The organism is Halomonas sp. 113, from assembly GCF_904067645.1.
Lineage (GTDB): Bacteria > Pseudomonadota > Gammaproteobacteria > Pseudomonadales > Halomonadaceae > Vreelandella > Vreelandella titanicae.
On sequence record NZ_LR881453.1, the window covers coordinates 1,517,431 to 1,530,453 of the forward strand.

Consider the following 13,023-nt stretch of genomic DNA (forward strand, 5'->3'; position numbering starts at 1 on the left):
AAAAAGTAGTGAAAAACAGTAAGGCCCGCATATGCGGGCCTTAAAGGTATGGAGCTACTGAAAAACTTACTGACGATAAGCGGCTTCTTTCAGTGCGCGAATACGCTCATCCAACGGCGGATGGCTGGCAAACATTTTCTCCACCAGCGAGCGCGTTTGGCCTTTGGTGATGGCCATGGCGCGCAGCGTATCGGGCATTTGATCGGGCATTTCAGTTTCGGTTTTCAGGCGCGCCAGGGCACTCACCATGGCGTTGGTGCCCGCTAAGCGCGCACCTGCTTCGTCTGCACGGTATTCGCGGTAGCGGGAGAACCAGGCAACGATTGCCGAGGCCAAAAGCCCAAACACAATCTCCGCGACCATGACTACCGCGAAGTAGCCCATAAAGCCCAGACCACCACCGCCATCGCTGCGGCTGCGCAGGAAGTTATCGACTAGATGCGCCACGACCCGGGCAAAGAACATCACAAAGGTGTTCACCACGCCCTGAATCAGCGCCAGCGTTACCATATCACCGTTAGCGACGTGACCAATTTCGTGAGCCAGTACTGCACGCACCTCTTCTGGACGCATGCGATTCATTAAGCCTGCCGAGACGGCTACCAGCGCATCGTCTTTGTTCCAACCCGTGGCAAAGGCGTTTGACTGCTGAGCCGGGAAAATACCCACTTCCGGGGTTTTGATACCCGCCTCGCGGGAGAGCTCAGCCACTGTGTCCAACAGCCACTGTTCGGTAGAGTTGGAGGGCGTTTCGATAATCACCGTGCCGGTGCTGCGTTTAGCCATCCATTTGGAGATAAACAGCGAGATAATGGAGCCCGCCATACCGAAAATAAAGCAGAAAATCAGCAGGCTGGTGAAGTTGATGCCCTGGCCGCGCAGGTAACCCTCTACGCCTAGCAGGCGCAGGGTAATGCTGGCGACCAGCAAGACCGCTATATTGGTGCCTAAAAACAGCAGAATTCGCATCATGGTGCAGGTTCTCCCCTAAAGTTCATCGAAGCATTACTAGATTAATGGCTTAGATACGTGCTGTTCATGGCAGTTTCAAGTCATGGCTACAAAAGCTACTGCCGATAGCGTGACAAGAAGTTGGCAAAACGGTCGAGTGCATCGCCTAATTGGTCGGCCCAGGGCAGCGTTACGATGCGCACATGATCCGGCTCTGGCCAGTTAAAGGCCGTGCCTTGTACCAGTAAGATTTTTTCCTGTAGCAGCAGATCCAGCACCATCTGCTGGTCGTCTTTGATATTGAAGACCTTGGGGTCGAGCCGTGGAAAGGCGTACAGCGCGCCTTTAGGTTTTACGCAGGAGACGCCGGGGATTGCGTTCAGTTTCTCCACCGTGATGTCTCGCTGGGCCAACAGCCGCCCGCCGGGCAGGATTAAATCATTGATCGACTGGTAGCCCCCCAGCGCGGTTTGAATCGCGTGCTGGGCGGGTACGTTGGCACACAGTCGCATAGAGGCCAGCATATTCAGCCCCTGGATATAGTCCTGAGCGTTTAGCTTGGCCAAGGTGCCGGAGATAGTCATCCAGCCCGAGCGAAAGCCTGCACAGCGATAGCTTTTGGAGAGACCGTTCATGGTGATGACCAGTTGGTCATCGTCCGCTAGTGCGCCCGTGGCAGTATGTTCGACGCCGTCATAAAGGATCTTGTCGTAGATTTCGTCTGAGAACACCACCAGGTTGTGCTGTTTGGCGATCGCCAATACCTCTTTCACCACGGCGGGTGGATACACCGCGCCGGTGGGGTTGTTGGGGTTGATCAGCACAATGGCACGTGTGTGGCTGGTGATCTTGGCGCGAATATCCGCTGTGTCAGGCGTCCAGTCCGCCTGCTCGTCGCATAGGTAGTGCACCGCGTGACCACCGGAAAGGTGGGCGGCGGCGGTCCAGAGCGGGTAGTCCGGCGCGGGAATGAGTACTTCATCGCCGTCGTTGAGCAGCGCCTGCATGGTCATCACGATCAGCTCAGAGACGCCGTTGCCGATGAAGATATCTTCGATACCTACGCCGGGAATCTGTTTGCGCTGGCACTCCTGCATAATCGCTTTACGGGCAGAGTAGAGGCCTTTGGAGTCGCAGTAGCCCTGGGCCGTGGGCAGGTTGCGCATCACATCCTGGAGAATCTCTTCCGGCGCCTCAAAACCAAAGGGCGCAGGGTTGCCAATGTTTAGCTTGAGAATTCGTTGACCTTCCTCTTCCAAGCGCTTGGCGTGGTCGAGTACCGGGCCGCGAATGTCGTAGCAGACATTGTGCAGCTTATGAGATTTCTTTAACGGTTGTGATTCGTGCGACTGCGGGGTATCCATGAGGTGTCTGTCCAAAAGTAGCTAGAGGCCCAAAAGTGTCCAAAAAGCATGAGTGACTAAAAACAGCGTCCACAAGCCATCGTCGGCTATAGAGCTATTAGGCCATTATGCGTCGGAAAGTGCTTGATTGTCTTCGTCGTTTTGCACGGGCGGCGGAGGAATGTCTGCCGGGGTTTCAAGCGTTAGCCTGCCCAGCTTGCCATCACGCAGTTCGTGAAGCAGCACTTCCGCGCCGCGGTGCAGATCAACGGCGCCGCCGGGACGCAGGCCGCCTCGGCGGGCAGCGATATCTTTTAAGATGGCGTTACCGTCGAAGCCAGCAATAGCGAGAAAGTCGGGCTTTTTCGGGCCATCCGCATCAATGTCATGGGGTATATCCGGCGCGGTGTAAGAGGGCAGCTCTTTGAGCTTATAACGCTCGGTGAGCGCTTCGGGGTAGCGTTTGGCCAGCTCTGCGCTGGTAACAATGGCTACATCGGCGTACTCGATAGCGGTATCGCGAATGGCGCCGGTGGCGGCAAGCCGATAGGCGCTGGCCTGGTCCTCAATCTTCGGCCACAGCACTCCCGGGGTGTCGGTGAGTGCCACACGCCCATCGATACGCACCTTTTGCTGGCGCTTGGTGACTGCTGGCTCGTTGCCGGTTTTAGCGATTTTTCGCCCGGCCAGGCCGTTAATCAGCGTGGATTTTCCCACGTTGGGAATACCCATCACCATCACGCGCACATCTCGGTCAGCACGAACGGCACCGGCCAGCTCATGGCACAGCTTGGGAATTTTCTTTAGCTCGCGGGTGTTGGTCGTCGTGACTGCCAAGGCACGCATATTCTCTTGGGCATCGAAATAAGCCACCCATTCGGCCGTTCGCTCCGGGTCAGCGAGATCTGCCCGGGAGAGAATTTTCAGCACCGGCTTATGGCGGGTTAGCTCGGCCAGCATTGGGTTGGCGCTGGAGTAGGGCAGACGCGCATCGAGTACCTCGATGACTACGTCAATTTCAGGCAGCACCTCCTTAATCTGGCGGCGGGCCTTGTTCATATGTCCGGGGAACCAGCCGAGCATGGGTTTCTCCTGCAAGTACAAAATAGCGGCACAAAAAAGCGGGCTGCCATTCTAGCAGATGGCGCCCGCCTTGCTGGGTTTCCTTGAGAGGATTTATCAGCGATTACTCGTCGGGGTGAAATTCCAACGACACTGAGTTAATGCAGTAGCGCAACCCAGTAGTCTCCGGTGGGCCGTCGGGGAACACATGGCCCAGATGAGCATCGCAGTGGGAACAAACTACCTCCGTGCGCTGCATGCCGTGAGTGGTATCCGTATGCTCCTCAACGCAGCGGCTACCCAGTGGCCGATCAAAGCTTGGCCAACCGCAGCCAGCATCGAATTTGTGCTCATTCTCAAACAGCGGCGCATGACAGCAGACGCAGTGGTAAATACCCTGCGCATCACGCACCTGATAATCGCCAGTGAATGGGCGTTCTGTGCCTTTCTCACGTGCTACGCGGTACTGCTCTGGGGTTAGCTGCTGTTGCCACTCGTCAGGGGATTTTTCTATTTTCGCCATGCTCTGTTCCTCTCACTTATGCATTGCGCTTACATCGCTGAGGCCAAGTGTTGTTTGGACTCACTAGCCTAGTGACACCACTTGATCATCATGAGTTTCAGCATGGGCGATTATACATCGCTGTGCCAGTGTAAGCGCTATACGCTAGCCGCGCCGCCGTTACTGCGCGGGTCGTGGGCGCTCTCTATCAACCCATCCGGGTGGTACACAATACCGCCTGCATGGCCCATGGTGTCACTGAACGCCTCGGGCAGCACTTCCACATCGTGGCCTGCCGTTGCCAGAGCGGTGACTAGGGTGTCGTCAAAACGCGCTTCGAGTTTCAAGTTAGTGCTGGTTTCGCCCCAGGTGCGCCCCAGCAGCCAGCGGGGAGCCGTGATCGCCTGCTGTAGCGGCATGCCGTGCAGCGCATAGCGCGAAAATACCGCTGCCTGGGTTTGCGGCTGGCCTTCACCGCCCATGGTGCCGTAAACCATGGTACGGCCATCGTTAAACTTGGCAAGCGCCGGGTTAAGAGTGTGGAAAGGTTTACGTCCAGGGGATAAGCCGCGCAGGTCGTCGGGATTAAGCGAGAAGCTGATGCCGCGGTTTTGCCATAGCACGCCGCTTTCTGGCAGCACCACGCCACTACCAAACTCCCAGTAGATGCTCTGAATAAAGCTCACCGAACGTCCTTCGCTATCCACGGTGCCCATCCAAATGGTATCGCCTGGCGCTGGTTCGTGGGGCCAGGGTAGGGCGTGCTGCGGGTCGATCTGAGCCGCTTCTAAGCCAATGTTCTCTTCACTGAGCAAATCTTGCAGCGGTGTTGGCGCACGGCCGGGGTCAGTGATGTTTTGGTCGCGCAGGATAAAGGCGCGTTTGGTGGCTTCAATCAGGCCATGCAGGTGGCCAAAACCATTGGGCTCGGCGGCTTTTAGGCGCTCGTAGATACCTAAAATCATTAACGAGGCCATGCCTTGGGTCGGCGCAGGCAGGTTATAGAGCGTGGCATCCTGAAGCGTTACTTCCAGCGGTGTGACCCGTTGGGCGCGATAAGCATGAAAGTCTGCCAGGCGCAGCGGACTGCCGACGGCCTCTAAATCCCGCGCCATACTGGCGGCCAGCTCGCCGCGGTAGAAGTCATCTAATCCTGCTTCTGCCAAACGCTTGAGTGTGGCGGCCAAACGTGGCTGGCGCAGCCGTTCGCCTTCACGGGGTACCTGGCCGTTAAGCAGCAGGGCGTCACTAAAGCCCGGGCTTTGGGTTAAACGCTCAAGGTGTTTAGCGGTAAGCGCTTCCTGGCTCTGGGAGACCGCAATACCCGTCTCGGCATGATGAATGGCGTCGGCCAGTAGCGTGGTGAGGGGAAGTGGCTTGCCCCACTGTGAAGCGACGCTTAGCGCTTCATGCCAGCCGCCAATGGTACCGGCCATGGTGAGGGCGGCTTTGGGGCCGCGCTCGGGAATCTGCGTTTCACCGGCGTAGAAGTCTGCGCTGGCAAGCCCCGCCGCAGGGCCACAGGCGTCAATGGCGATGGGCGCTTTGCCCGGCTCATGAATGAGCCAGAAGCCATCGCCACCCAGGGCGTTCATATGCGGGTAGACCACCGCAATGGCCGCAGCGGCAGCGACCATGGCTTCCACCGCATTCCCACCCTGTTTAAGCACATCGCGCCCGGCGCTTGCGGCGAGGTGGTGAGGGGCGACACAGCTACCGCCGTAACTACGTTGGGTGTGGAGCATCTTAGAATCCTTGTTATTAAGTAAATATTTATTAAATAAATAGTTGTTAAATAAATACTAAAGCAGTTCGTTACCAGCCAATGGCTGCGGGCAACCAGGTGGCAATGCTGGGAAAGATAAATACCAGCGCGACGGCGACGAACTGTAAACCGATAAACGGTAGGGCGCCTTTATAAATATCCAGCGTCGAGACTTCTTTCGGCGCTACACCCTTGAGGAAAAACAGCGACCAGCCAAAGGGTGGGGTAAGAAACGACGTTTGTAGCACCAGCCCCACCAGAATGCCCAGCCACACCATATCGACGCCCATTTGCACAAAGAAGGGTAAAAATAACGGTAGGGCAATATAGCTGATCTCAATCCACTCCAGGAAGAAACCCAGCACAAACATCAGCAGCAGCATGAATAGCATCGCGCCTAATTCGCCGCCGGGCACCCAGTCGAACATACGGGCAACCAAATGCTCGCCGCCCAATCCGCGAAATGCCAGGCCAAATACCTGGGCGCTGATCAAAATAAAGAACACCATGGCCGAGATCACCAGCGTGGCCTTGGCAACTTCTTTGAGTAGCGCAAAGGTTAACCGCCCCGAGCAGGCTACAATTAGCAATGCTCCTAGCGCACCCATTGAGGCTGCTTCAGTAGGCGCGGCAATGCCGCCAATAATCGACCCTAATACCGCAAACACCAACCCCACTGGCGGGCCCACCACGGTAATCACCTTGCGTATCAGCTGACCCCGGCCCATTTCTGCTCGCTCCTCGGCAGGAATAGGCGGCATTAAGTCGGGGTAGAGCTTGGCGATCACCAGAATGGCAATAATATAGACCGCCGCCAGGGTTAGTCCCGGCACCATGGCGGCGGCGAACATCGTACCGACCGATTCGCCCAGAATTTCCGCCAGCAGAATCAGCACCAGGCTGGGCGGAATAATCTGCCCCAAGGTGCCGGATGCGCAGATCATTCCGGTGGCCAGGGTTTTAGGGTAGCCGCGGCGTAGCAGCGTCGGTAGCGTGAGCAGGCCAAGGGTAACGATAGTGGCGCCCACAATGCCCGTGGCGGCACCTAACAGCACGCCCACGATGATGATCGCCACACCCATGCCCCCCGAAAGGCCGCCGAACAGGTGGCCGATGACATCGATCAACTCCTCTGCCAGCTTCGACTTCTCCAGCATCACCCCCATAAACACAAATAGCGGTATGGCCATAAAGGTGTAATTGGTCACTACGCCGTAAATACGTGATGGCAGCAGATTAAACAGCATTGGCCCAAAGCCAACGTAGCCAAAGAAAAAGGCCGTCGCCGCGATACTGATGCCTACCGGAATACCTATCAGCAGAAACACGAAAAAAGCCACGATCATGCCGATCGCGAGCCATTCATTGGGAGACATGCGTTATTCACCTCGTGTGGGTAGGGCGAAAGCCTGACGCAACGCGTGGGCCAGCCCTTGCAGCGCGAGAAGGACAAAGCCGAATGGAATGAGCGACTTGAGCAGCCAGCGTAGAGGCAGGCCACCGGGGTTGGGCGACGCCTCACCGCGGGCGAACGACTGGGCGATCCAGGGCAGCGTCAGCCAGGCGATATACAGCCCCATCACCAGCAGCAAGAGTCCGCCGATCACTTCAATCACCCGTTGCAGGCCTACAGGGAAGCGCTCGTAGAAAACATCTACGCGCACCTGCTCGCCCATCAATAGCAAATACGACATGCCAAACAGTGCAATAGGTGAGATCAAGTGCCACTGCAGTTCCTGCAGCCATATCGCGCCAATGCTGAACACATAGCGCATCAATACGTCGCCAGCGACGAGCCCGACTAAAACCACGCAGGTCCAGGCGGCGATCCAGCCAAATAGCCGAACCACCGCCTCAACTCCGTGGACAAAAAATGCCACGGCGCGCATATCAGACTCCGATAATGTCGTTTAACCAGGCACGCTCACTGGCGCCCGCCCAGCGGTCATGATTGGCTTTAAACGCCATGTAGCTATCGTGCACTTTGCGTACCAGAGGGTCGGCGTTGGCCTCTGTTGCCAGGGTATCTTGAGTGGCTTCGTGCAGCGCATCGATAACGGGTGCGGGAAGCATGCTGGCAGTGACGCCTTCGTTCTCCACTAGATCTGTCATGGCTTCGCCATTGACCGCTTCAGACCAAGTCACACTCTCTAAGCAGGCGGCCATACAGGCGGTTTTGACAATCATCTGCAGATCTTCTGGCAGACTATCCCAGTGGGTTTTCGAGATAAGCAGTTCGCCCGTGGTCGAGGGTTCGTGCCAGCCTGTAGTGTGGTAGAACTTGGCGGCGTTATGCAGGCCCATGCGACGGTCTTGGAAAGGCCCCACAAACTCGGCTGCATCAATCACGCCACGCTCCAGCGCGGGGAAAATTTCGCCACCGGGCAGTACCCGGGCATCCACGCCAAGCGAAGAGTAAACCTGGCCCGCCAAGCCAGGAACGCGCATGCGCAGCCCGTTGAGCTGGCTAATATCCTCGATCGGTTCGCGGAACCAGCCGGTCATTTGCACGCCGGTATTGTTCAGCGGGAAGGCGACCATGCCGTAGGGCTCATACACCTCGTGCCAAAGCTCCAAGCCGCCGCCGTGGTAAAGCCACGCCATGTGGCCCATAAAGCTCATACCAAATGGAACAGTAGTGAAGTACTGTGCGGCAAAGGTGGTGCCTGACCAGAAGTAACTATTGGCGGCATTCATCTCGATGGTGCCGCTTTGAACGGCTTCAAAGCCTTCAAAGGCTGGGATCAGCTCGCCGGATGAAAAATGCTGAATATTGAGTCGTCCGCCGGACATGGCGTTGATTTTGGCGATCACGTCAGTGGGGCTGCCAGGGCCTTCCACGTAAAAGGGCGAGCCGGGCGGGTAAGCATTGGTCATACGCCAGTTGAAGCTCTCAGCGGACTGCGCACGGGCGATAGACGGGGCGCCCAATACAAGGCCTGCCGTGGAGGAGACGGCAGCTGTGGTGAGAAACTTGCGACGGGATAAGGACATAGCACACCTCATTAATGGTGGAATTGGTCAGCCTGGGAACACAATGAGGTAGCAAGGGGTGTGCCATAAAAATCGATTTTATTTTAAATAAAAGATTTTTAAGGGGTTTGTCGGTCTCTAATGAAAAGGTTAAGTATAAGAAAAATAAACATTTGCACCGTTATGGCGCCTAATGAGTGCCCAGGGCACCCTCGGTGTGCATACTGACTTCGCAAAAGTTGGACGTAGAGGGTAGGTGATTGAAAGCGGGTCAGTTAGTTTGGTGAAGGCAGGGTGCTTGACAGCTCAATAAGGTCTGAGTAACATACGCGCCACCTCGACGAGGCAATGCAACGTCCCATTCGTCTAGTGGTCTAGGACACCGCCCTTTCACGGCGGTAACAGGGGTTCGAACCCCCTATGGGACGCCACTTATTCTTTTTCTTTCTAGAGCTAGAGTAAGCGGTCGTCAGGGTTATCGGAATGCGGGAATAGCTCAGTGGTAGAGCATCGCCTTGCCAAGGCGAGGGTCGGGAGTTCGAATCTCCTTTCCCGCTCCAAGCATTAAAGTGCTTACAGTGTCCCATTCGTCTAGTGGTCTAGGACACCGCCCTTTCACGGCGGTAACAGGGGTTCGAACCCCCTATGGGACGCCACTTCCGATAGATTAGGTAAAAAGCTAAGCAAGTGTTCTATAAGCGGGAATAGCTCAGTGGTAGAGCATCGCCTTGCCAAGGCGAGGGTCGGGAGTTCGAATCTCCTTTCCCGCTCCAGTTTTAGGTGCTGGATTACTTTCCTGCTCCAATTAGTCCCATTCGTCTAGTGGCCTAGGACACCGCCCTTTCACGGCGGTAACAGGGGTTCGAACCCCCTATGGGACGCCATCTAGCTTTGTATGTTGTTTGCGTTGCGGGAATAGCTCAGTGGTAGAGCATCGCCTTGCCAAGGCGAGGGTCGGGAGTTCGAATCTCCTTTCCCGCTCCATGTAAACAAGATCAGATAGTTCTGCAATTTCCCAGCTTCAAAAGTTTAGTCTTCCCTTTGTTTCCATGATGTATCGGCTAATTGCTGGGCATCACTATTTGCGTGTCTGACGATTGGTGGTCTTGCCCACCTTGAAAAAAGTCGTTTGCGCCCTAATGTTTTATCTTTGCTTCTTTTTTGCTGACAGGACATATTCATGGCCGAACCGGCATTGTCGATCCGTGGCCTTACCAAAGTGTATGGTAATGGCTTTCAGGCGCTCAAGGGTATTGATTTAGACGTCCAGCAGGGCGATTTTTTTGCTTTGTTGGGCCCCAATGGCGCCGGCAAGTCCACCACCTTGGGGGTGGTTTGCTCGCTGGTGCAAAAGACGGCGGGCAAGGTCTCCATATTCGGTATCGATGTGGATAAGGACTTCGCTAAAGCCAAGTATCAACTGGGCGTGGTACCCCAAGAGTTCAACTTCAATCAATTTGAGAAAGTGCTCGATATCGTGCTGGCTCAGGCAGGCTACTACGGCATGACCAGTCGCGAAGCTTTGCCCCGCGCTAAACAGCTGCTGACCGATCTGGGCCTATGGGAGAAGCGCAACGGCAGCGCGCGCATGCTGTCAGGTGGCATGAAGCGCCGCCTGATGATCGCTCGAGCGCTGATGCATCGTCCCAAGCTGCTGATTCTGGATGAGCCAACCGCCGGGGTGGATATCGAACTGCGGCGCAGTATGTGGGAGTACATGCGGCGGATTAACCAAGACGAAGGCACCACCATCATCCTGACGACGCACTACCTGGAAGAGGCTGAGAGCCTTTGCCGTAATGTGGCGATTATCAATAATGGCGATATTGTGCGGAACACTAGCGTGCGAGGCCTGCTGGCTGAGCTGAATACCGAGACCTTCCTAATTGATACCTCCGAAGCCATTACAGACATACCCAAGATAGACGGGTTTGAGATAAAACAGCTGGAGTCTACTCAGCTATCACTCGTGGTGCATCGCGGGCAACGTTTAAACGATGTCTTCAAGGCGTTGAGTGAGCAGGGCATCCAGGTGGTTTCCATGCGTAATCGTGCTAACCGCTTAGAGGAGATGTTTGTGTCGATGGTGGAAGGCAGTGGGCTAGGGGCGATAGACCAGCGCGTTGAGAAGACGGAGGAACGCGTATGAATGCTACGCAAACATTGATTGCCCTGTGGACGCTGGTGCTAAAAGAGATCAAACGTTTCACCCGCATTTGGCCACAAACGCTGTTGCCTCCCTCTATCACCATGGCGATGTACTTTATTATCTTCGGCAACCTAATTGGTTCGCGGATTGGTGACATGGACGGCTTCAGCTACATGGACTTTATTGTCCCTGGGCTGATCATGATGTCGGTGATTACCAACAGCTACTCCAACGTGGCGTCGAGTTTCTTCTCCAATAAGTTTCAGCGTTCGATCGAAGAGATGATGGTATCGCCCATGCCCAATTGGGTGATACTGGCCGGCTTTATTTTAGGCGGAATGGCGCGAGGCCTGGGCGTGGGGTTAATTGTCACAATCGTTTCGCTGTTCTTTACCCGTCTAACCATGGAGCATCCGCTGCTCACGGTATTGGTCGTAGTGCTGACGTCTGCGCTGTTCTCTATTGGCGGCTTTATTAATGCGTTACTGGCCAATAAGTTCGACGATATTTCTATCGTGCCGACGTTTATCCTGACGCCGCTGACCTATTTGGGCGGAGTGTTTTACTCTATCTCAATGTTGCCTGACTTCTGGCAGGGCGTTTCCATGCTCAATCCAATTTTGTACATGGTCAACGTTTTCCGTTATGGCTTCTTAGGTGTTTCGGATATTCCCGTTGGCTGGGCGCTCGCTGCCATTTTTGCCTTTATCATTGTGCTGTTTGGCATTGCACTGGCGATGCTGGAACGCGGCAAAGGTATTCGCAGCTAGACGCATCAATCCGATTGAGAAGAGAGAGCTTTATACAATGGCACATCGCCCAGACACTTTAGCGCACGCGCCGTTAGGGCGCGATTCCGCTTACCCTGAGCAGTATGACGCGGGCCTGTTATATCCTATTCCCCGTGCGGCTAATCGAGTGCCGCTGGGGATCGAAGAGGGGGCTCTGCCGTTTGTGGGGGAAGATGAGTGGCACGCCTTTGAAGTCTCCTGGCTGAACAGCCGCGGTAAGCCTATTGTGGCCGTGGCGCGCTTTCGCTTGCCAGCAGCCTCACCTAATCTGATTGAGTCCAAATCCTGGAAGCTCTACCTCAATAGCTTCAACCAAACCCGTTTCTATAGTCGTCAGGAAGTGATGGAAACGCTGGCCAATGACCTCTCCTTAGCGGCGGGGGCTGAAGTGAGTGTCGAGCTGTTTGATGTGGATGCGCCAGAGCTTTCGCCACAGCACTTACCGGGCGAATGCTTGGACGATTTAGATATCGCAGTAAGCGACTATACGCCTAGCAGTGATCACCTGTCGGTAGGGGAGGAGATTGTCGAGGAGACACTCTACTCCCATCTGCTGAAATCCAACTGCCCCGTTACCGGTCAGCCAGACTGGGGCAGCGTGCTGATTCGTTATAAAGGCCCGAAAATAGACCGCGAAGGGCTGCTGCGTTACCTGATTGGATTTCGCCAGCACCAGGATTTTCACGAGCACTGCGTTGAGCATATCTTCTGCGATTTAATGGCCCAGGCAAAGCCTACGCAGCTGCTGGTACTGGCGCGCTATGTGCGGCGCGGCGGATTGGATATCAGTCCCTGGCGCGCAACCCCAGGGTTAACGCCCCCCACGCCACTGCGCCTAGCAAGGCAGTAAGCGGCAATGTTATAAATAACAATGCTATAAATGACGGTGCTAAAGTAGCCTCACACAATTGGACTTGGAGTCATCAATGGACGCACTCACGCTGCTTCACGAGCGTAGCTCAATGGGCAAGCTGATGGAGCCAGCGCCCAGCGGCGAACAGCTCAGTGCCATTTATCAGGCCGCGCTACGTGCCCCGGATCATAAAGAGCTGCGCCCCTGGCGCTTTATCGAGTTTAGCGGGGAAGGGCGAGAGCGCTTGGGCGAGCTATTCGCCGAGGCGGAGTTTCAGGAGGATCCTAGCGCCGATGACGAAACGCTCAACTCTGCGCGCAAAAAGCCGCTGCGGGCGCCGATGATTATCGCCGTGATCGCCAAGGTCACGCCCAAACTTGAAAAAGTACCCAAAATGGAGCAGGTGATCTCCGCCGGGTGCGCCGCCCACGGCATACTGCTAGCCGCCCACGCCTTGGGGTTGGGGGCAATGTGGCGCAGCGGCAAGTACGCTTTCGACCCCGTAGTTCGCAAAGGGCTGAATCTGGATGAAGATGACGAAGTCGTCGCGTTTATCTACCTGGGCACCCTGGGGGGGCGCCATAAACCGGTACCACAGCATGATGTTGCTGACTTCGTGGAGCGTTGGGACTAG

General features: G+C 55.7%; 12 protein-coding genes and 6 tRNA genes. 10 read left to right on the forward strand and 8 right to left on the reverse strand.

Going from position 1 to position 13,023, the window contains the following annotated elements; genetic code table 11:
• Positions 1-66: 66 nt before the first annotated feature.
• From htpX to YERSI8AC_RS07305, 8 genes are all read right to left on the reverse strand, one after another.
• Positions 67-972: a protease HtpX gene (gene htpX, locus YERSI8AC_RS07270; RefSeq protein WP_159176441.1), complete on the reverse strand. Its 906-nt coding sequence runs from the start codon at positions 970-972 to the stop codon at positions 67-69.
• Positions 973-1,067: 95 nt separating this feature from the next.
• Positions 1,068-2,315 carry a pyridoxal phosphate-dependent aminotransferase gene (locus YERSI8AC_RS07275; RefSeq protein WP_022520410.1) on the reverse strand — a complete coding sequence of 416 codons (1,248 nt, stop codon included), beginning with the start codon at positions 2,313-2,315 and terminating at the stop codon, positions 1,068-1,070.
• A 105-nt stretch (positions 2,316-2,420) separates the two neighbouring features.
• Positions 2,421-3,377 carry a ribosome biogenesis GTPase YlqF gene (gene ylqF, locus YERSI8AC_RS07280; protein ID WP_022520409.1) on the reverse strand — a complete coding sequence of 319 codons (957 nt, stop codon included), beginning with the start codon at positions 3,375-3,377 and terminating at the stop codon, positions 2,421-2,423.
• A gap of 103 nt (positions 3,378-3,480) precedes the next feature.
• Complete coding sequence (gene msrB, locus YERSI8AC_RS07285) at positions 3,481-3,879, reverse strand: peptide-methionine (R)-S-oxide reductase MsrB (protein WP_022520408.1); 399 nt, start codon at positions 3,877-3,879, stop codon at positions 3,481-3,483.
• Between the two features lie 137 nt (positions 3,880-4,016).
• A complete protein-coding gene (locus YERSI8AC_RS07290; protein ID WP_159176442.1) occupies positions 4,017-5,603 on the reverse strand; it encodes a gamma-glutamyltransferase family protein in 1,587 nt (528 codons plus the stop codon).
• 70 nt (positions 5,604-5,673) lie between these two features.
• Positions 5,674-6,999 (reverse strand): TRAP transporter large permease, encoded by a 1,326-nt coding sequence (locus YERSI8AC_RS07295; RefSeq protein ID WP_159176443.1) that lies wholly within the window; start codon positions 6,997-6,999, stop codon positions 5,674-5,676.
• Positions 7,000-7,002: 3 nt separating this feature from the next.
• On the reverse strand, positions 7,003-7,512 hold the full coding sequence (locus YERSI8AC_RS07300; RefSeq protein WP_141439634.1) for a TRAP transporter small permease subunit: 510 nt from the start codon (positions 7,510-7,512) through the stop codon (positions 7,003-7,005).
• Position 7,513: 1 nt separating this feature from the next.
• On the reverse strand, positions 7,514-8,617 hold the full coding sequence (locus YERSI8AC_RS07305) for a TRAP transporter substrate-binding protein (RefSeq protein WP_022520405.1): 1,104 nt from the start codon (positions 8,615-8,617) through the stop codon (positions 7,514-7,516).
• Between the two features lie 334 nt (positions 8,618-8,951).
• On the opposite strand from YERSI8AC_RS07305, the gene YERSI8AC_RS07310 reads away from it, so the two are divergent.
• The 10 genes from YERSI8AC_RS07310 (at position 8,952) to YERSI8AC_RS07355 (ending at position 13,023) form a co-directional block, all read left to right on the forward strand.
• A tRNA-Glu gene (locus YERSI8AC_RS07310) sits at positions 8,952-9,027 on the forward strand.
• Positions 9,028-9,081: 54 nt separating this feature from the next.
• A tRNA-Gly gene (locus YERSI8AC_RS07315) sits at positions 9,082-9,156 on the forward strand.
• A 20-nt stretch (positions 9,157-9,176) separates the two neighbouring features.
• A tRNA-Glu gene (locus tag YERSI8AC_RS07320) sits at positions 9,177-9,252 on the forward strand.
• A gap of 42 nt (positions 9,253-9,294) precedes the next feature.
• Positions 9,295-9,369 (forward strand) — tRNA-Gly (locus tag YERSI8AC_RS07325).
• Between the two features lie 35 nt (positions 9,370-9,404).
• Positions 9,405-9,480: transfer RNA gene (locus tag YERSI8AC_RS07330), tRNA-Glu, on the forward strand.
• A gap of 25 nt (positions 9,481-9,505) precedes the next feature.
• Positions 9,506-9,580, forward strand: a tRNA-Gly gene (locus YERSI8AC_RS07335).
• 196 nt (positions 9,581-9,776) lie between these two features.
• Positions 9,777-10,745 carry an ABC transporter ATP-binding protein gene (locus YERSI8AC_RS07340; RefSeq protein ID WP_022520404.1) on the forward strand — a complete coding sequence of 323 codons (969 nt, stop codon included), beginning with the start codon at positions 9,777-9,779 and terminating at the stop codon, positions 10,743-10,745.
• On the forward strand, positions 10,742-11,515 hold the full coding sequence (locus YERSI8AC_RS07345) for an ABC transporter permease (protein ID WP_133733386.1): 774 nt from the start codon (positions 10,742-10,744) through the stop codon (positions 11,513-11,515). The genes YERSI8AC_RS07340 and YERSI8AC_RS07345 overlap by 4 nt, the downstream gene beginning before the upstream one ends.
• A 37-nt stretch (positions 11,516-11,552) precedes the next feature.
• Positions 11,553-12,386, forward strand: coding sequence for an NADPH-dependent 7-cyano-7-deazaguanine reductase QueF (gene queF / locus YERSI8AC_RS07350; protein ID WP_159176444.1), 834 nt, complete (start codon positions 11,553-11,555; stop codon positions 12,384-12,386).
• A 76-nt stretch (positions 12,387-12,462) separates the two neighbouring features.
• On the forward strand, positions 12,463-13,023 hold the full coding sequence (locus tag YERSI8AC_RS07355; protein ID WP_022520401.1) for a nitroreductase family protein: 561 nt from the start codon (positions 12,463-12,465) through the stop codon (positions 13,021-13,023).